Genomic DNA, 17,904 nt, shown 5'->3' on the forward strand with positions numbered 1-17,904 from the left:
CGAGGCACAATCGAGTTCATGCGCCGTCGTCCCGTCGTTTTCGTTACCGCCGCCGTGCTCGGCGCCGCCCTCGCCGGCTGCTCGGGGCAGCCCGCCGCCCCGGCCGGGCGGCCCGCTCCCGACACCTCACCGACCAGCGCCACGGCGACCCCGCGCGTACCCGCCGGCAAGGCTCCCACGGAAAGCTTCGCGGTCGGCGTACGCCAGGTGAAGCTGAACCGGGACGGCAACCGGCCGTTGCCGGTGACGCTCTGGTACCCGGCGGCGGGCGCGGCCGGTCGCGCGGCCGAGCGCTCCGCCCCGGCGGCCGACGGGCGGTTCCCGGTGGTGCTGTTCAGCCACGGGCTGACCGCCCGGCCCGAGGACTACCAGGTGCTGCTCACGCGCTGGGCGGCGGCCGGTTTCGTGGTCGCCGCGCCACGTTTCCCGCACACGTCCCGGGGCACCGACGGCAACGCGCTGGACGTGCTCAACCAGCCGGCCGACGTGTCGTACGTGCTGACCCGGGTGCTCGCGCTCGGTGAGAAGGCGGGCGATCCGCTGCGCGGCCGGCTGGACCCGGAGCGGGTGGCCGCGACCGGGCACAGCGCCGGTGGCGTGACCACGATCGGCCTGTTCACCGCGGGCCGGGACGCGCGGCTGGACGCGGGCATCGTCTTCTCCGGCACCGCGCTCGGCGTGGGTACCGCGTTCGCCGGCACCGTCGCGCCGCAGTTGTTCGTGCACGGCGAGGCCGACGAGGTGGTGTCGTACGCCGCCGGCAAGGCCGTCTTCGACGCGGTGCCGTGGCCGAAGGCGATGCTCAGCCTGCCGAAGGGCGACCACGGCCGGGCCCTGCTCGGCGACGGCAAGGCGCTGGGCGTGGTCGCGGACACGACCGTGGAGTTCCTCCGCTGGACGCTCTACGGCGACCCGGCGGCGAAGGAGCGCCTCCCCGCCGGCGCCGCCAAGGGCGGCGTGGCCACGCTCGACGACCGGCTGTAAGGAAGGGCCCCTTATTAACGCCTCCGGTAGAGAAGGGGCCCCTTCTTTACACGCCATCCGCGCGATCCGCGCCGCCCGCGCGATCCGCGCCGCCCGCGCGATCCGCGCCGCCCCGCGCCATCGGCACCGCCGGCGCCGTCGCGCCGCCGGCGCCGTACGCCTCAGGCGGTGTGGTCGACGACCACCTTGCCGAAGACGTCGCCGGAGTGCAGCCGCGCGAACGCCTCGGTGATCTCGCCGAACGGCACCACCCGGTCGACCACCGGCCGCACCTCGTGCTCGGCGCAGAACGCGAGCAGTTCGGTCAGCTCGTCCGGGGTGCCCATCGAGGTGCCGAGGATCTCCAGCTGCATGGCGAAGACCCGGCGCAGGTTGACCTTCGGCTCGTGGCCGGAGGTGGCGCCGGAGACCACGATCCGCGCCATCGGGGCGGCCGACTTCAGCGAGTGGTCGAAGGTGGCCGCGCCGACCGTCTCGATCACCACGTCGACCCGTTCCGGCAGCCGCGCGCCGGGCTCCAGCGCGGTCGCGCCCAGCTCGGCGATCCGCTCCCGCTTGGCGGCGTCGCGGCTGGTCGCGTACACCCGCTTGCCGAGCGCGACGCCGAGCGCGACCGCCGCGGTGGCCACGCCACCGCCGGCGCCCTGGACCAGCACCGACTCGCCGTCGGCGACCCGGCCCTTGGTGGTGAGCATCCGCCAGGCGGTGAGCCAGGCCGTGGGCAGGCACGCCGCGTCGGTGGCCGACAGGCCGTCGGGCAGCGGCAGGAGGTTCACCCGGGGTACGGCGACCAGCTCGGCGAACGTGCCCTGGTAGTGCTCGGAGAGGATGGAGACCCCGCGGGGGTCGCCCGGAGTGGGCACCACCGGGTAGATGACGACCTCGTTGCCGTCCGGGTCGGTGCCGACCGCGTCGCAGCCGAGGATCATCGGGAGCTGGTCGGCGGTCAGGCCCACGCCACGCAGCGACCAGAGGTCGTGGTGGTTGAGCGAGCTGGCCCGGACCCGCACGGTGACCCAGTCGTCCTGTGGGTGGGTCGGCTCGGGACGGTCGCCGACGGCGAGCGCGGCAAGCGGGTTGTCGGTGTCGAAGGCCGAGGCGAAGGCAGCACGCATGATCGGCACGGTAACAAGCTGAGCAGCAGTTAAGAAGGGGCCCTTCCTCTACCGGAGGCGTTAGGAAGGGCCCCTTCCTTACATCTCAGCGGCGGGCGACGCCGTCGCGGCGGGCGGCCTCGGCGACCGCTTCGGCCACCGCCGGCGCGACCCGCGGGTCCAGCGGCGAGGGCACGATCGCGTCGGCGGTCAGCGACTCGGCCACCACGCCGGCGATGGCGTCGGCGGCTGCCACCTTCATCGAGTCGGTGATCCGTGTGGCCCCGGCGTCCAGCGCGCCCCGGAACACGCCCGGGAACGCGAGCACGTTGTTGATCTGGTTCGGGTAGTCGCTGCGCCCGGTGGCGACCACCGCCACGTGCCGGGCAGCCACCTCGGGGTGCACCTCCGGGGTGGGGTTGGCGAGCGCGAACACGATGCCGCCGGGGGCCATCCCGGCCACCGCCGCCTCGGGGATCTGGCCGCCGGAGACGCCGATGAGCACGTCCGCGCCGCGCAGCGCCTCGGTGACGTCGCCCTGCCGGCCCTCGGCGTTGGTGAGTTCGGCAAGCTCGGCCTTGGTGCCGGTCAGCTCACGGTGCCGGCCGATGATGCCGCGCGAGTCGCACACCACCACCCGGGCCGGGTCGACGCCGCCGGCGATCAGCATCTTGGTCACCGCGACGCCGGCCGCACCCGCGCCGCTGACGGCCACCCGCAGGTCGCCGAGCTTGCGGTTGAGCAGCGTCGCGGCGTTGCGCAGCGCGGCGAGCACCACGATCGCGGTGCCGTGCTGGTCGTCGTGGAAGACCGGGATGTCCAGCGCCTCGTCGAGCCGCCGCTCCACCTCGAAGCAGCGCGGCGCGCTGATGTCCTCCAGGTTGATCCCGCCGAACGAGGGCGCGAGCGCCTTGACCGTCGCGACGATCTCGTCCACGTCCTGCGTGTCCAGGCAGACCGGTACCGCGTCGACGCCGGCGAACTGCTTGAACAGCACCGCCTTGCCCTCCATCACGGGCAGCGCGGCGCGCGGGCCGATGTTGCCCAGACCGAGTACGGCGGAGCCGTCGGTGACCACCGCGACGGTGTGCGACACCCAGGTGTAGATGTCGACGAGCGCGGGGTCGGCGGCGATCGCCTCACACACCCGGGCAACCCCCGGGGTGTACGCGAGGGAGAGGTCCTCGCGGCTGGTCAGCGGCACGGTGGAGGTGACTGCCATCTTGCCGCCGACGTGCAGGCGGAAGACGGGATCGGCGGGGTCCGGGGTGGACGAAGACATGGTGACTCCAGGATCTGTCGAGCAGACGGACCGGCCGGCGCGGTCAGCGGTGGTCAGCGACCGGCGGCGTGGCGGTGCGGGGGTCACCCGGGCACTTTCCGAGCATAGTCACGCTCCGGCCCTCAGGATGTGAGCGGGGTCATATCGCCCCCTCACCTACCTGCGCCGTACCCGTCCGGGTCGTGGCCACCAGCGGGCCACCACGCGGCCCCGGACGTCGGCCACCCCGTACGCCCGGGAGTCGTCGGTGACGAACTCGTTGTCGCCGCGCAACCACCAGCCGCCGTCGCGCGGCTCCACCGCGCGCTTGACGACGAGCAGGTCGGGACGGCTGCGGAAGACCGCGACGACCACGTCCCCGGGGCGCACCGCCCGGCCGCCGGTGCGGACCAGCACCGCGTCGCCGTGACGCAGCGTCGGGGACATGGACGGGCCGGTCACCAGCACCGGCGCCAGCGGGCCACGCAGTACCGGAGATTCGCCGGTGGGCGCCATGTCACCTCCCAGCCCCCGAGGGCGTCTCCAGGAGTAATGTCGTCTTGGATCATCGCAAACAACCCATGGAGGACCCTGATGCGCCTTCCCCGCATCCTCACGCCCCGGGTGACGGCCAGCGCTCACTGCGACCTGCCCTGCGGCGTATACGACCCGGCCCAGGCCCGGATCGAGGCCGAGTCGGTCAAAATGATCTGCGAGAAGTACCAGGCCAACACCGACCCGGAGTTCCGTACCCGCGCCATCCTGATCAAGGAGCAGCGGGCGGACCTGGTCAAGCACCACCTGTGGGTGCTCTGGACCGACTACTTCAAGCCGCAGCACTTCGAGAAGTACCCGCACCTGCACCAGCTGTTCAACGAGGCCACCAAGCTGGCCGGCGCCGCCGGCGCCAAGGGCGGCACCGACCCGGCCAAGGCCGACGAGTTGCTGGCGAAGATCGACGAGATCTCGAAGATCTTCTGGGAGACCAAGCAGGCGTGACGTCGCCCGACGACACGTTGACGATCCGGCCGGTACGTCCCGAGGACGTACCGGCCGTCGTCGCCATGGTGCACGAACTCGCCGAGTACGAGCGCGCCCCGGAGCAGTGTCACCTCACCACCGAGCAACTCGACGCGGCCCTGTTCGGGGCGTCGCCGGCGCTCTTCGGTCACGTGGCCGTCGACGCGGCGGACCAGCCGGTCGGCTTCGCGCTCTGGTTCCTCAACTTCTCCACCTGGGCCGGCGTGCACGGCATCTACCTGGAGGACCTGTACGTCCGCCCGGCCGCCCGGGGCACCGGCGCGGGCCGGATGCTGCTCGCCACCCTCGCCGCGATCTGTGTCGAGCGCGGGTACCAGCGGCTGGAGTGGTGGATGATCAACTGGAACCCGGCGGCCCGCTTCTACGCCGCGATCGGCGCCACCCCGATGGACGAGTGGACCCCGTACCGCCTGGCCGGGCCGGCGTTGCGCGAGCTCGCCACGCACGCGACGGCCGCGCCCACGCGGCCGGCCCCCTGACCGGGTAGAGTCCCGCACCAGGGGGAGGAGCCGTGACTCAACTGACCGGGCACCCGACGACTGACGATGACGTCGTCCATCTCACCGTGCCCGCCGACGGTGGTTACCTCGGCGTGCTCCGTACCGCCACGGCCGGCCTCGCGGCCCGGCTCCAGTTCGCCCTCGACGAGATCGAGGACCTGCGCATCGCTGTCGACGAGGCGTGCGCCATGCTGCTCGCCATCGCCACCCGCGACGCCGAGCTGGAGTGCCGCTTCGCGGTCACCGAGGACGCGCTCTCCGTCGAGGTGACGGTGCCGACGGTCCGGGGCGCGACGTTGCCGTCGGAGTCGTCGTTCGCCTGGAAGGTGCTCACCGCGCTGACCACCGGGGCCGACGCCCACGCGACGGACGGCCGGGCCACCATCTCGCTGCTGACCCGCCGCGCCGGCGGCTACTGACCGGTCGCGGCCGCCGCTCCCCCGCTCAGCGGTCCGGGTCGCCGAAGCCGAGCGCGCGGTTGGTCGGGCCGCTCACGAGCAACCCGACCATGCCGATGCCGAACGCCATGAGCGGCAGGCCGAGCCAGCCCATCCCTCCCTCGATCATGAACCAGCCGACCGGCAGCAGCATGAGCTGAAGCACGATCGCGGGCGCGCGCGCCCCGGCGCGACGGCGGGACAACGCGCCGCCGAGCGCCCAGAGCGCCACCGCGCCGCCGATCGCGAAAGCGGTCACCCACAGCGCCGAGACCAGATCCGTCGTTTCAGCGGTGAGGTCGGACCAGATGAGCCACACCGCGATCAGCCCGAGCGCCACCGCCTCCGCGCGTAGCAGGAGCACCGCGGCGCGCAGCGTGCCGGGGACCGGGTCGGAGTCGATCGTCACGGGCGCCACGATACCGGTGGGTAGTCGCGGTACAGTGCCGCCCATGCGGGCCGTCCTGGTGGTCAATCCGAAGGCCACCACCACCAGCGAGCGCAGCCGGGACGTGCTGGTCCGGGCGTTGCGCAGTGAAGTCGACCTGTCGGTGCGCTACACGCGCCGGCGGGGCCATGCCATGGACCTGGCCCGGGAGGCCGCCCAGGAGGGCGTCGACCTGGTCGTCACGCTCGGCGGCGACGGCACCGTCAACGAGGTGGTCAACGGCCTGATGGCGGCGGAGCCGCCGACGTTCCGGACCGGGCAGACCTCGGCCGAGCGGCTGCCCGCGCTGGCCACTGTGCCCGGCGGCTCGACGAACGTCTTCGCCCGCGCGCTCGGGCTGCCCCGGGAGTGGCCGGACGGCACCAGCATGATCCTGGAAGGGCTGCGGCTGGGCCGGTCCCGCACGATCGGGCTGGGCCGCGCGGACGACCGCTACTTCACGTTCTGCGCCGGCTTCGGGCTGGACGCGGCGGTGATCCGCCGGGTGGAACAGTCCCGCAAGAAGGGGCGCGTCTCGACGCCGGCGCTCTACTTCCGCTCCACCGCGAGCCAGTACTTCGTCGGCTCGGACCGCCGCCACCCGTCGATCACGCTGGAGCGTCCGGGTGAGGCGCCGGACACGGAGCTGGCCACGGCGATCATCCAGAACACCGCGCCGTGGACGTACCTGGGCGACCGGGAGATCAACCCGAACCCGGAGGCGTCGTTCGACCTCGGGCTGGACGTGCTGGCGCTGCGGCGGCTGCGGGTGGCCAGCACGGCCCGTACGGCGGCGCAGTTCTTCTCCCGGAAGCCGGATCCGCACGGCAAGCAGGTGCTGCGTCTGCACGACCTGGCGGAGTTCACCCTGCGCTCGGAGCGCCCACTGCCGTTCCAGATGGACGGGGACTACCTCGGCGAGCGGGAGAAAGTCCGATTCACCTCCGTGCCGGCGGCACTGAGAGTAATCTGCTAGGTCTCGGGTACTCCACTCGGTTGACGCGGATCCCCCCGCCGCGCGGGCGCGGTGGCCGCCACGCCGAGGAAGGGTGCCGGAAATGTCAGCAACGTCACGCGGACCGTACTACATTGATTATCGACTGTGGCACGCCGGGTAACCAGGACCCTGGTAAACCCGGACAAATGGGTGGTGAGCCCGCTCACTGTTCGGAGTTTTTCCGAGCGGCACCCTTGACATCGCTGTAGTTCGTGAAAGTATTCACAAGCGAACTCGTGTTGCCGGGACATTGCCTGGATATGCTCGTTCGGTTGAGCTGTTCCAGCAGGTCCAGGCACCCCACAGCCTGCTCACGCTGCGCCGAATTGATGGATGCTGACGGTCACCATTCGGCAATGCGTACGCATATAGCAATAACAACGAAGCGTTTACTGGCCACCACTAAGAATGAGGAGTGTTGCCGCCATGGACTGGCGCCACGATTCGGTCTGCCGCGACGAGGACCCGGAGCTGTTCTTCCCGATCGGGACGTCCGGCCCGGCCCTCCTTCAGGTGGAGCAGGCGAAGGCCGTCTGCCGGCGCTGCCCCGTGACCGACCAGTGCCTGCAGTGGGCGCTGGAGTCCGGTCAGGACGCCGGCGTCTGGGGCGGGATGAGCGAGGAAGAGCGCCGCGCGGTGAAGCGCCGCGGCGGTCTCCGGGTGCTGCGCGCTCACTCCGCCTGACCCGTACCACTCGCGACGCCCCGGCCGGGATTCCGGCCGGGGCGTCGCGCTGTGCCCGGGCCGGTCAGGCCGCCACCACGCGCCGCCGGACCAGGTCCGCCAGCTCCGGCAGGTCGGTCAGAGGCTCCGCCACCGCCACCGCGCCGGCCGACCGGGCCGCCGCGCGTACCCCGTCGTGGAACCGGCCCGGCGCCAGGAAATAGGCCGCCACCGCGACCCGGCGGGCCCCCGCCGCACGCAGTCGCGCCACCGCGCCGCCGACCTCCGGTGGCGCCGCCGAGGCGTACGAGACGCGGCAGGGCACGCCCAGCCCGGCGCCGAACGCCGCGGCGACCCGACCCACCGAGGCACGCGCCGCCGGATCCCGGGTACCCGCCGCCGCCAGCACCACCGCGTCCAGCCCGCCCGGCTCGTCGCCGGTCGCCTCCGCCAGGCGGCGGCGCAGCCCGTCCAGCAGCCCGCCGTCCACACCGGCGCCGGCCGGGCCCAGCACGTCTGTCACCCGTGCCTCGATGTCCGCGCCGGCCGCCGCGACCGCCGCCGGAATATCGACCTTCCGGTGGTACGCGGCGGTCAGCAGCAGCGGCACCAGAACCGCCCGGGAGTGGCCGGCGGCGGCTAGCCCGCGCAGCACCTCGGCCGGCCCCGGATCGGTGTGGTCGAGCCAGCTCGGCAGCACCGCACGACCGGGCCAGGTGTCCGCCACGGCCCGGGCCAGCGCCCGGGTCGCCTCGGCCGCCCGAGGGTCACGGCTCCCGTGCGCGACAAGCACCACGGGCGGCCCGGCCCTCAGGTGTGCAGGCCGCACTCGGTCTTCTCGAACATCGCCCAGCGACCGGACCGCGGGTCCTCCCCCGCCTTCGTCCGCCGGGTGCACGGCCAGCAGCCGATCGAGCCGTAGCCGCGGGCGAACAGCTCGTTGACCGGGATGTCGTACCGGGCCACGTACGCGTCCACCTCCCGCTGCGTCCAGGCCGCGATCGGGTTGACCTTGACCTTGCCGCGCCGCGCGTCGAAGCCCACCACCGGCGTGTTGGCCCGGGTCGGCGACTCGTCCCGGCGCAGCCCGGCGGCCCACGCGTCGTACCCGGACAGCGCCCGCTCCAGCGGCTCCACCTTGCGCAGCTGGCAGCAGTCGTCCGGGGACCTGTTGAACAGGCGCGGGCCGTACTGGCCGTCCTGCTGGCCGACTGTCATCCGAGGACGGATCGAGCGCACCCGCACCGGCATCCGGCGGGCCACCTCGTCGCGGACCCTCAGCGTCTCCGGGAAGTGCAGCCCGGTGTCCAGGAACACCACGTCGACGCCGGGGGCGACCCGGGACACCAGGTGCGCCACCACGCCGTCGGCCATCGAGCTGGTCACGCAGAACCGCTCGCCGAACGTCTCCGCGGCCCACCGGGCGATCTCGATCGCGGGCGCGTCGGCGAGCTCCCGGCCGGCCTCCTCGGCCAGCGCGCGCAGCTCCTCCGGGTCGCGGCGGGCCGGCCCGGCCGAGCCGACCAGGCCGAGGCCGGCGGCGGAGACGAGGCCGCTCACCGGGTCACCGCCCGGCTCAGCAGACCGGTGAACTTCACCGAGAAGACCCGCGCGCAGGCGTGGCACTCCCAGGCCCCGTGCCCGGCCTCGTGCGGTCGCAGGTCCTCCTCGCCGCAGTACGGGCAGTAGAGAGGCGCAGATCTGGCGTCGCTCATCGCGCCACCTCGCTTCGCTCGCCGGCACGATGAGGCACGGCCGCACTGAGCCGAATGATTCGCTCGCTTCGCTCGCTCATCGCAACTCCTCCTCGTCGACTCTGATCACCCAGTTGGCGAACGTCTCACCCTCGGTCCGGCCGGCCAGGTAGCGGCGGGCCAGCCGTTCCACGTACTCCGGAAGCTCCTCGGCGGTGGTCTTCAGGCCGCGCAGCTTGCGGCCGAAACCGGCGGTCTGCCCCTGGGCCATGCCGAGGCCGCCGCCGAGGTGCACCTGGAAGCCCTCGACCTGCCGGCCGTCCGGCCCGACCACGAGCTGGCCCTTGAGCCCGATGTCCGCGACCTGGGTGCGGGCGCAGGCGTTCGGGCAGCCGTTGAGGTGGATGGAGATGTCCGCGTCGAAGTCGCGCAGCCGCTCCTCCAGGCGCGCGACCAGTTCCTCGCCGCGCCGCTTGGTCTCGACGATGGCGAGCTTGCAGAACTCGATGCCGGTGCAGGCCATCGTGCCGCGCCGCCACGCCGACGGCCGGGCCTCCAGGCCGATCCCGCGCAGCGCCGTGACGAGCGAGTCGGTCCGCTCCGGCGCCACGTCCAGCACCAGCAACTTCTGGTACGGGGTGAGCCGCACCCGGCCGCTGCCGTGCGCCTCGACCACGTCGGCGAGCTGCGCCAGCTGGGTGCCGGAGACCCGGCCCACCACCGGGGCCGCGCCGACGTAGTTCGCGCCGTCACGCTGGGCGTGCACGCCGATGTGGTCCACCGGCTTCGCCGGCAGGTCCGCGGCCGGCCCATCCAGGAGCGTGCGGCCCAGGTACTCCTTCTCCAGCACCTCCCGGAAGCGCTCCACGCCCCAGTCGGCGACCAGGAACTTCAGCCGGGCCCGGTTGCGCAGGCGGCGGTAGCCGTAGTCACGGAAGATGCCGACCACGCCGGCCCACACGTCCGGCACCTCGTTCAGCGGAACCCAGACGCCGAGCCGCTTGGCGAGCATCGGGTTGGTGGAGAGCCCGCCGCCCACCCAGACGTCGAAGCCGGGACCGTGCTCCGGGTGCTCCACGCCGAGGAACGAGATGTCGTTCGCCTCGTACGGCGTGTCGACCAGCCAGGAGATCGAGGTCTTGAACTTGCGGGGCAGGTTGGAGAACGCCTTGTCGCCGACGTACCGGCGGACGATCTCGTCGATCGCCGGGGTCGGGTCGAGCACCTCGTCCCGGGCCACCCCGGCCACCGGGCTGCCGAGCACGATCCGGGGGCAGTCGCCGCACGCCTCGGTGGTCTGCAGGCCGACCGCCTCCAGCCGGCGCCAGATCTCCGGCATGTCCTCGACCCGGATCCAGTGGTACTGGATGTTCTGCCGGTCGGTGATGTCGGCGGTGTCCCGGGCGAACTCGCGGGAGATGTCCGCGATCACGCGGAGCTGGGCCAGGTTGAGCTGGCCGCCGTCCACCCGGACCCGGAGCATGAAGAACTCGTCCTCCAGCTCGTGCGGCTCCAGCACGGCGGTGCGTCCGCCGTCGATGCCGGCCTTGCGCTGGGTGTAGAGGCCCCACCAGCGGAACCGGCCGCGCAGGTCCTGCGGGTCGATCGAGGCGAAACCGCGGTGGGCGTAGATGTTCTCGATCCGGTCCCGCACGTTCAGCGGGTCGTCGTCCTTCTTGATCCGCTCGTTGGGGTTGAGGGGCTCTCGGTGGCCGAGCGCCCACTGGCCCTCGCCGCGTGGCCGGCGGGGCGCACGGGCGGCGGGCGCCGGGGAGTCGGGACGGGTCGGGGTGCTGCTGACCGCCATCGCGGCGTCCTCCATTGCTTGCTGCGGTGCCTGCGAGCGCGGACGCGACGGCCGGCCCGAGAGTGGGCCGTGGACGGCGATGTCGATGACGGCCGGCGCGAGTGCGCGCCCGAGACGGATGGGTCGGGCGTCGTCAGTGGGCCGGACAGATCGCGCTGCGCACGCGGCCGTAATCGACGTGGCGGCGAGCCACGAAGCGGCGGTCGACAGCGGCGGTCATGTGCCTCATGCTGCCACACCACGCCCTGCCCGACCACAGCTCCGCACTGTGATCCCACATCACGGGCCCTCCCCGAGATCGACTCCCATCCACTCCCCCTCCCTCCCACCCACCCCCTCCCCGTTGATCAAGGAGTTGACGTCCCCCAGCCGGCCACATCAGGCCGCAATCTCCTTGGTCAACACCGCCTTCCCCGGCCCACCGCTTGTTGATCATGAAGTTGACGGGGACAAAAAGGACGGTGGATGCCGTCAACCTCATGATCGACGGGCTCGGGGCGGGTGAGGGCCGGGTGGGAGAGGGCCGGGTGGGTGGGAATTGGTGGAGCGGGCGGGTGAGCGGGAGTGGGCGTGTGACGCTGCGTGGGTGAGGAGGTTCGCGCCCGCGTCTGTTCGCGCCCTTCCCGGCTGGGCGGTGTGGGTGGCGCCGGGGCTGCTCACGCTCGCGGTGACGCTGGCCGGGATCGGGCACGCCCAACCCTGGCGGGACGAGCTGGCCACCTGGAGCGCGGCCACCCGCCCGCTTTCCGACCTGGCCCGGATGACCCGCACCATCGACGCCGCCACCGGGCCGTACTACCTGCTCATGCACGGCTGGACCGCACTGGCCGGCACGTCACCGACGGCGCTGCGCCTGCCCTCCGCGCTCGCCATGGCCGTGGCCGCCGCGCTCACCGCCCGCCTCGGCGCGGTGCTGGTCGGCCGTCGCGCCGGGCTGCTGGCCGGACTGCTGTTCGCGGTCCTGCCGGCCACCTCGCGGTACGGGCAGGAGGCCCGACCGTACGCCCTCGCCACGCTGCTCGCGGTGCTGGCCACGCTGCTGCTGGTCGAGGCGCTGCGCCGGCCGGGGCGGTGGCGCTGGGCGGGGTACGCCGCCGCGGTCGCCGCGCTCGGGCTGCTCCACCTGCTCGCGCTCACGCTGCTCGCCGCGCACGCCCTGGTGGTGCTGCTGACCGCCGCACGGGGCGCTGCGGGGGTCGTCGATCCGCCCGGCCAGTCCCGAGCCCAGATGCCCGACGCGAGCCGGCCACGCCGCAGACACCTGTGGCGTTCCACCCAGCCACGAGATCGAGCGCGAGTGGAGCACCACGGGTGTCACGGCGCCCCGCAGACACCCACGGCGTTCCACCCAGCCACGAGATCGAACGCCGGTGGAACGCCACGGGTGTCACCGCATCCCGGGAGCAGGGAGCACGGCACGGACGCGCCGGAAGCGGAACCGCAGGACGTGACCGGCGAGGCTCGCAAGGCGTGGGCGCCCGGCCGACGGGCGCTGGCCGGCTGGCTGCTGGCGCTGGTGCCGGCCGTCGTGCTCGTCACCCCACTGGCACTCGTCGCCCGGGGGCAGCGCGGTCGACAGCTCGACTGGGTCGGCCCGGCGCGCCTGCCCGACCTGGCGGCGCTACCGGGTGCGCTGGCGCAGAGCGGCGTCGTCGGCGGTTTCGTGCTCGCGCTCGCGGCGCTCGGCGTGGCCCGGCTGGGTCGCCGGGCGCTGCTGCCGGCCGCCGCCGTGCTGCTGCCGGTGCTGCTGGTGTTCGCCGCCGGAACGATGGTGCCGCTCTGGGTGACCCGCTACCTGGTCTTCACCGTGCCGTTCGCCTGCGTACTGGCCGGCGCCGCGCTGGCTGTCGCGCGGGTCACTCCCGCACCGGCCCGAACGCCGGCAACAGCAACGCCCGCTGAACCAGCGCGCACGGCGACACCCGCCGCAGCCGGCCGCACTGCCGCGCCCGTGGAAGCAGAGCAAGGGCCGACGTCGCCGCGCGGACGGATCGCGGCGGGAATCGCGGTGGTGGTCCTGGCCGGACTGCTCGGGCTGCCCGATCAGGCGGCGCTGCGCCGCACCCACGAGTGGCCGCGCAGCGCACCCGTCGACTACGCGGGCGCGGCCGGGATCATCCGCGCCGGGCAGCGGCCGGGCGACGCGATCGTCTACTCGCCCCGGGACGGGTGGCTGTTCCCGGATCTCGGGGTGGCGTACCACCTGGGGTCGAGGGTGCCACGCGACGTGCTGGTGGTCCGCGACCAGCGTCAGGACGCGAGCCTCTGGGCCGTGGAGTGCGACGACCCGGCGCGGTGCCTGGCCGGGGTGGACCGGGTGTGGCTGGTGGTCACCGGCCGGCGCACGGACCCGGTGGCGGCGGTGCCGGGCGCGAAGGGCGACGCGTTGCGCGCGGGCTACACGGTGCGGCAGGTGTGGCCGCGGCCGGGGATCACGGTGGCCCTGCTCGTCCGGTGAGGCGGTCGGTGGTGCCGCGGGCCAGCGGTACGACGATGGCCGCCTCGGTGCCGCCGTCGGCGCCGTTGCGCAGCTCGATGGTGCCGCGTAGCTCGCCGGTGACCAGCGCCCGGACGATCTGCAGGCCGAGGTTGCCGCCGCGCTCGGCGTCGAACTGCTCGGGCAGCCCTCGGCCGTTGTCGCTGACCGTGACGTGCAGTTGCTTGCGGGCCCGGTGCGCGGAGACCACCACCTCGGGCCGGGGCACCGCGACCGCCCCCTCGGGCCGGGGCACGGCGACCGCCGCCTCGGGCCGGGGCGCGGCAAGCGCCGCCTCGGGCCGGGGAGCGTCCGCCGGCGAGGGCGTGGCGGCCTCCTCGTCGGCCGGCGGGAAACCGTGCTCGACGGCGTTGAGCAGCAACTCGTTGAGGATCATCACCAGCGAGGTGGCGATCTCGGCGGGCAGTACGCCGAAGCTGCCGCGGCGGCGCATGCCGACCGTCACCTCGGTGGCGGCGACCTCGGTGGCGGCGCTGGCCACACGGTCCACGATGCCGTCGAACTCGACCGCCTCGTCGCTGGACATGGAGAGCGTCTCGTGCACCAGCGCGATAGAGGCGACCCGGCGTACTGACTCCTCCAGCGCGATCCGGGCCTCGGGCATGGAGACCCGCCGGGCCTGCAGGCGCAGCAGCGCGGCGACGGTCTGGAGGTTGTTCTTCACCCGGTGGTGGATCTCCCGGATGGTCGCGTCCTTGGTGATCAGGGCGCGGTCGCGGCGGCGTACCTCGGTGATGTCGCGGACCAGCACCAGCGCGCCGATCGGCACTCCGGCGGGCATCAGCGGCAGCGCCCGGGTGAGCATGGTGGCGCCGCGGGCGTCGACCTCCCGCCGGGGCGGCGCCTCGCCGCGCAGCGCGGCGAGCACGGCGTTGCCCGCGTCGGTGCCTTCCAGCGGGTCGCCGGCCAGCCGCCGGTGCAGCTTGGCCAGGTCCTCGCCGACCAGGTGGGAGGCGTAGCCGAGGCGGCGGTACGCGGACTGCGCGTTCGGGCTGGCGTAGGTGACCTTGCCGTTGGCGTCGAGCCGCACCAGGCCGTCGCCGACCCGGGGCGCCGAGGTGGTCTCGCCCGGGTGCCGGGGCGGCGGGAACGTGCCGTCGGCGATCATCTGGGCGAGGTCGTCGGCGGTGGTGAGGTAGTTCAGTTCGAGCTGGCTGGGGGTGCGCGCGGTGGACAGGTTGGTGTCCCGGCCCACCACGGCGATCACCTCGCCGGCTTCCCCGTCGCCGGTGCGCAGCCGGACCGGGATCGCCTCGTGGCGGGCCGGGACGTCGCCGTACCAGACCGGGTCGCCCTCGCGCCAGATCCGTCCCTGCCGGTAGGCCACCTCCAGGTGGGCCACCTCGGCTCCGCCGACGATCCGCCCGACCTGGTCGTCCAGGTAGGCGGTCGGGGCGGTGGTGGGACGGACCTGGGCTACGCAGAGGAACGTGCCGTCGCCGTCCACCGGCACCCAGAGCAGCAGGTCGGCGAAGGACAGGTCGGACAGCAACTGCCAGTCGCCGGCGATCCGGTGCAGATGGTCGATGTCGGCGGGCCGGAGCGCGGTGTGCTCCTCGGCGAGGTCACGGAGGGTGGACACGCCCCACAGCGTGCCACGCCGGACCTCACATCGTCGCCGTGACCTTCTTCAAGCCGCGCGGCGCGTCCGGGTCCTCGCCCCGGGCCAGGGCCAGAGACAGCGCGAGCCGTTGCAGCGGCAGGATGTCGAGCAGCGGCGCGTACCGCTCGTCGACCTCGGGCACCGCCATCCGGGTCTCGCCGATCTCGGCGGAGCCGACCACGACCACGTCGGCGCGACGCTCGCCGAGGCGGGGCAGGACCTCGCGCATCGACGTACCGCCGGGGCCGGAGCCGACCACGGCGAGCACCGGCACGTCCGGGTCGGTCATGGCGAGCGGGCCGTGCAGCAGGTCCGCGCCGGAGAAGGCGAGCGCCGGGAGGTACGAGGTCTCCATCAGCTTCAGCGCCGCCTCCCGGGCGGTCGGGTACGCGTAGCCCCGGCCGGTGGTGACGAGCTGGGCGGCGAACCGGTAGCGCGGCGCGAGCCGGGCCGGGGTGTCGTCGGCGAGTGTCTGCGCGGCCAGCTCGGGCAGGCGGCTCAGGGCGGCCCGCTCCTCGGCGGGCAGCACGCCGTCGCCGGCGCGTACCCCCTCGACGAGCATGAGCAGCGCGAACAGCTCGGCGGTGTAGGTCTTGGTGGCGGCGACCGCCCGCTCGTGGCCGGCGGCGATGTCCACGCTCAGCTCGGCGGTCTCGACCAGCGGCGAGCCGGGGTTGTTGGTGACGGCCAGGGTGAGCGCGCCGGAGGCGCGGGCGACCCGCAGCACCTCGGCGAGGTCGGGTGAGCCACCGCTCTGGCTGACGCCGACGACGAGCGCGTCGGAGAGGTCGGGCCGGGCGCCGAAGACGGTGATCGCGCTGGGCGAGGCCAGTCCGGCGGGCAGTCCGAGGCGGATCTCGGTCAGGTAGGCCGCGTAGAGCGCGGCGTGGTCGGAGGTGCCCCGGGCGGTGAACACCACGTGCCGGGGGCGTCGTTGCGCGACGACGGCCGCGACCTCGGCGATCGCCGCGGCGTGCTCGGTGGAGAGCAGGCGCTCGTAACCGGCCGGCTGCTCGTCGATGTCGGCGGCCATACCGGCCCCTGGACGCGTCACTCCAGACCTCCTTCTGCGCGTTTCTCGCGCGTTCGATGCTCAGTCTTGCACGTTTGAGAGATACCGAGCAACGCAACGAACAGAAGTGCGCAGTGGATCACCATTCCACGGAAGATCCCCTAGGCTTGCCCGGCTGACCGACCCGACCGGCGGAAGGACGACGTGCCCGAGGACGACGCCGCGCTCTCGGCGGAGGAGGAACTCGCGCTGGCCCGGCTGGCGCTGGGTGAGGGCGACCTGCGGCACGCCGCCGACCACATCGCCGCCGCGCTGGTCCGCTCCCCCACGCTGCCCGAGGCGCACGAAGCGCTCGCCCGGCTGAACGCGGCCAGCGGCGGGGACCTGGACCTGTTCCCGCTCGGTCAGCAGGCGTTCGTCGGCGCCGTGGTGGCCCGCGCGCACCTGCTCGCCGCCGCCGGCCGCCCCGCCGAAGGGCTCGACCTGCTGGCCGCCGCCACCGGCTACGCGCCCGCCGCGCCATGGGCCGCCGTGCCCTGGGTGACCGCCGCCGACCTGCCGGAACGCCTCGATCCCGAGCGCACGGCCCGCATCCTCATGCAGGTCTGCGCGGCGGCGCCCGACCCCGCGCCGCGCCGGCTGCGCGAGCCGCTGGAGCCGTACCTCACGCTGGCCCGCAACGCGATCACCGTGCATCCGGCCCACCCGCTGCTGCTGGGCGCGGCGTCCGCGCTGGCCCGGCGCCTCGGCGAGGTCACCGTCGCGGTCACCTGGGCCACCCGGGGGGTACGCGCGGAGCCCACCAAACTCGGCGAGGTGTGGCTCGGGTACGCGTACCGCAGCGCCGGCCGGACCACCGAGGCGCTGGCGGCACTGGAACGCGCTGTCGCGCTCGACCCCGACGACCTCGCTGTCTACGCGGACATCGCCGGCACGCTCGCCGACCACGGCCGGCTCGACGCGGCGCTGGGCTGGATCGACCGGGCGCTGGCGAAGGATCCCGCCTTCGACTGCGCCGTGCACACCGCGCACCGGCTGCGCTTCCAGCGCGACGGCGACGTGGACCACCTGGTGGCGCTCGCCGACTTCGTCCGGGAGCACCCCGACGACACGCACGAGCACGGCGACCTCGCCGAGTGCTGCCGGGGGCGCCCCTGGCTGGGTCAGGTCACACCGGCCGGTGACGAACTCGCGTCCCCCGACGGGCCCGCCCCCTCGGCGGCCGCGGTACGACGGCTCCAGCACCTGGCGCACCCGGCGTGGGCGCACCCCCCGGCCGCGTACGACGCCGCCGTCGGGCTGGCCACAGTGGACCTCACCGATCTGCTCGCGCTGCTGGCGTACCCGCCCGAAGCGCCGGCCACCGCGCTGGGCCGGGTACTCGGCGGGCAGGACCCGGCACTGTGGAAACGCTGCGCGCAGGTCTGGGCCTGCCTCGGCCTGCTGCACCACCGCACCGACGAGCCGTGGGAGTCGTCGACCCGCCGGCGGGTGCTGCGCGAACTGGCCACCGGTCCCGGCCCGGCCGCCGACGCGGCGCTGTTCGCCCTGGTCACCGCCGCCTGGGTGGACCCGGCCACCCGTGCCGACGTGGCCGCCGTGGTGGCCGGCCGGCTCACCGAGGTGGCATCCAGCGCCGCCCGGCGTACCCCGGTGGCGGTGTCGCTCGCGTACCTGGCGCGGGCCACCCCGGCCCTCGACCCGGCCGCCCGTGCCACCGCCGACACGCTCATCGCCGGCGCCGCCGGCGGCCCGCTGCGCCGCCTCTGGCGACGCCTCACAGCCGTGTTCCGCCGAGGCTGACCGCAGTCGCGTCCGCACTGTCTCCCCGAGGTGGCCCGCCCCGGCCCCCACCACCTCGCCGAGCGCCGCCACTCCCCCGAGCTG

The 17,904-nt window shown here is 73.9% G+C and carries 18 protein-coding genes; 8 read left to right on the forward strand and 10 right to left on the reverse strand.

Going from position 1 to position 17,904, the window contains the following annotated elements; all coding sequences use genetic code 11:
* The first annotated feature begins 18 nt into the window (after window positions 1-18).
* A complete protein-coding gene (locus tag FHU28_RS29505; protein WP_184688202.1) occupies window positions 19-984 on the forward strand; it encodes an alpha/beta hydrolase family protein in 966 nt (321 codons plus the stop codon).
* 161 nt (window positions 985-1,145) lie between these two features.
* Here FHU28_RS29505 and FHU28_RS29510 read toward each other — a convergent pair whose 3' ends face one another.
* From FHU28_RS29510 to FHU28_RS29520, 3 genes are all read right to left on the reverse strand, one after another.
* Window positions 1,146-2,099: a zinc-binding dehydrogenase gene (locus FHU28_RS29510; RefSeq protein WP_184688204.1), complete on the reverse strand. Its 954-nt coding sequence runs from the start codon at window positions 2,097-2,099 to the stop codon at window positions 1,146-1,148.
* A gap of 85 nt (window positions 2,100-2,184) precedes the next feature.
* Window positions 2,185-3,360, reverse strand: a complete 1,176-nt coding sequence (locus FHU28_RS29515; protein WP_184688206.1) for an NAD(P)-dependent malic enzyme — start codon at window positions 3,358-3,360, stop codon at window positions 2,185-2,187.
* 156 nt (window positions 3,361-3,516) lie between these two features.
* Window positions 3,517-3,855: a S24 family peptidase gene (locus tag FHU28_RS29520; protein ID WP_184688208.1), complete on the reverse strand. Its 339-nt coding sequence runs from the start codon at window positions 3,853-3,855 to the stop codon at window positions 3,517-3,519.
* A 78-nt stretch (window positions 3,856-3,933) separates the two neighbouring features.
* On the opposite strand from FHU28_RS29520, the gene sodN reads away from it, so the two are divergent.
* The 3 genes from sodN to FHU28_RS29535 are packed head-to-tail and all read left to right on the forward strand — an operon-like array spanning window position 3,934 to window position 5,299.
* Window positions 3,934-4,338 carry a superoxide dismutase, Ni gene (gene sodN, locus FHU28_RS29525; protein ID WP_073828737.1) on the forward strand — a complete coding sequence of 135 codons (405 nt, stop codon included), beginning with the start codon at window positions 3,934-3,936 and terminating at the stop codon, window positions 4,336-4,338.
* Window positions 4,335-4,859 carry a GNAT family N-acetyltransferase gene (locus FHU28_RS29530; RefSeq protein ID WP_184688211.1) on the forward strand — a complete coding sequence of 175 codons (525 nt, stop codon included), beginning with the start codon at window positions 4,335-4,337 and terminating at the stop codon, window positions 4,857-4,859. Before sodN ends, FHU28_RS29530 begins: the two co-directional genes overlap by 4 nt.
* A gap of 32 nt (window positions 4,860-4,891) precedes the next feature.
* On the forward strand, window positions 4,892-5,299 hold the full coding sequence (locus FHU28_RS29535; RefSeq protein WP_184688213.1) for an ATP-binding protein: 408 nt from the start codon (window positions 4,892-4,894) through the stop codon (window positions 5,297-5,299).
* A gap of 25 nt (window positions 5,300-5,324) precedes the next feature.
* Here the strand turns inward: FHU28_RS29535 and FHU28_RS29540 are convergent, their stop codons facing one another.
* Entirely contained in the window at window positions 5,325-5,726 is a 402-nt protein-coding gene (locus tag FHU28_RS29540) for a hypothetical protein (RefSeq protein ID WP_184688215.1), read from the reverse strand.
* Window positions 5,727-5,769: 43 nt separating this feature from the next.
* Between FHU28_RS29540 and FHU28_RS29545 the strand changes: the two genes are divergently transcribed.
* Entirely contained in the window at window positions 5,770-6,720 is a 951-nt protein-coding gene (locus FHU28_RS29545; RefSeq protein ID WP_030503232.1) for a diacylglycerol/lipid kinase family protein, read from the forward strand.
* Between the two features lie 447 nt (window positions 6,721-7,167).
* Window positions 7,168-7,425 (forward strand): WhiB family transcriptional regulator, encoded by a 258-nt coding sequence (locus FHU28_RS29550; RefSeq protein WP_013288358.1) that lies wholly within the window; start codon window positions 7,168-7,170, stop codon window positions 7,423-7,425.
* A gap of 64 nt (window positions 7,426-7,489) precedes the next feature.
* Here FHU28_RS29550 and FHU28_RS29555 read toward each other — a convergent pair whose 3' ends face one another.
* The 4 genes from FHU28_RS29555 to FHU28_RS29570 form a co-directional block, all read right to left on the reverse strand.
* Window positions 7,490-8,233: a sirohydrochlorin chelatase gene (locus FHU28_RS29555; protein ID WP_184688217.1), complete on the reverse strand. Its 744-nt coding sequence runs from the start codon at window positions 8,231-8,233 to the stop codon at window positions 7,490-7,492.
* Window positions 8,215-8,964: a phosphoadenylyl-sulfate reductase gene (locus tag FHU28_RS29560; RefSeq protein WP_184688219.1), complete on the reverse strand. Its 750-nt coding sequence runs from the start codon at window positions 8,962-8,964 to the stop codon at window positions 8,215-8,217. The genes FHU28_RS29555 and FHU28_RS29560 overlap by 19 nt, the downstream gene beginning before the upstream one ends.
* Complete coding sequence (locus FHU28_RS29565; protein ID WP_184688220.1) at window positions 8,961-9,119, reverse strand: hypothetical protein; 159 nt, start codon at window positions 9,117-9,119, stop codon at window positions 8,961-8,963. Before FHU28_RS29565 ends, FHU28_RS29560 begins: the two co-directional genes overlap by 4 nt.
* A gap of 76 nt (window positions 9,120-9,195) precedes the next feature.
* Entirely contained in the window at window positions 9,196-10,905 is a 1,710-nt protein-coding gene (locus tag FHU28_RS29570; RefSeq protein WP_184688222.1) for a nitrite/sulfite reductase, read from the reverse strand.
* A 586-nt stretch (window positions 10,906-11,491) separates the two neighbouring features.
* Here FHU28_RS29570 and FHU28_RS29575 point away from each other — a divergent pair.
* Complete coding sequence (locus FHU28_RS29575; RefSeq protein ID WP_311773674.1) at window positions 11,492-13,363, forward strand: glycosyltransferase family 39 protein; 1,872 nt, start codon at window positions 11,492-11,494, stop codon at window positions 13,361-13,363.
* On the opposite strand, the gene FHU28_RS29580 is transcribed toward FHU28_RS29575, so the two are convergent.
* Both FHU28_RS29580 and FHU28_RS29585 read right to left on the reverse strand, forming a co-directional pair.
* A complete protein-coding gene (locus tag FHU28_RS29580) occupies window positions 13,338-14,984 on the reverse strand; it encodes a PAS domain-containing sensor histidine kinase (protein WP_184688224.1) in 1,647 nt (548 codons plus the stop codon). The two genes, FHU28_RS29575 and FHU28_RS29580, sit on opposite strands and share 26 nt — an antisense overlap.
* Window positions 14,985-15,009: 25 nt before the next feature.
* Window positions 15,010-16,038 carry an SIS domain-containing protein gene (locus FHU28_RS29585; RefSeq protein WP_184690035.1) on the reverse strand — a complete coding sequence of 343 codons (1,029 nt, stop codon included), beginning with the start codon at window positions 16,036-16,038 and terminating at the stop codon, window positions 15,010-15,012.
* 183 nt (window positions 16,039-16,221) lie between these two features.
* On the opposite strand from FHU28_RS29585, the gene FHU28_RS29590 reads away from it, so the two are divergent.
* On the forward strand, window positions 16,222-17,820 hold the full coding sequence (locus FHU28_RS29590; RefSeq protein ID WP_184688227.1) for a tetratricopeptide repeat protein: 1,599 nt from the start codon (window positions 16,222-16,224) through the stop codon (window positions 17,818-17,820).
* Window positions 17,821-17,904: the final 84 nt, after the last annotated feature.

The organism is Micromonospora echinospora (genome assembly GCF_014203425.1).
Classification (GTDB): domain Bacteria; phylum Actinomycetota; class Actinomycetes; order Mycobacteriales; family Micromonosporaceae; genus Micromonospora; species Micromonospora echinospora_A.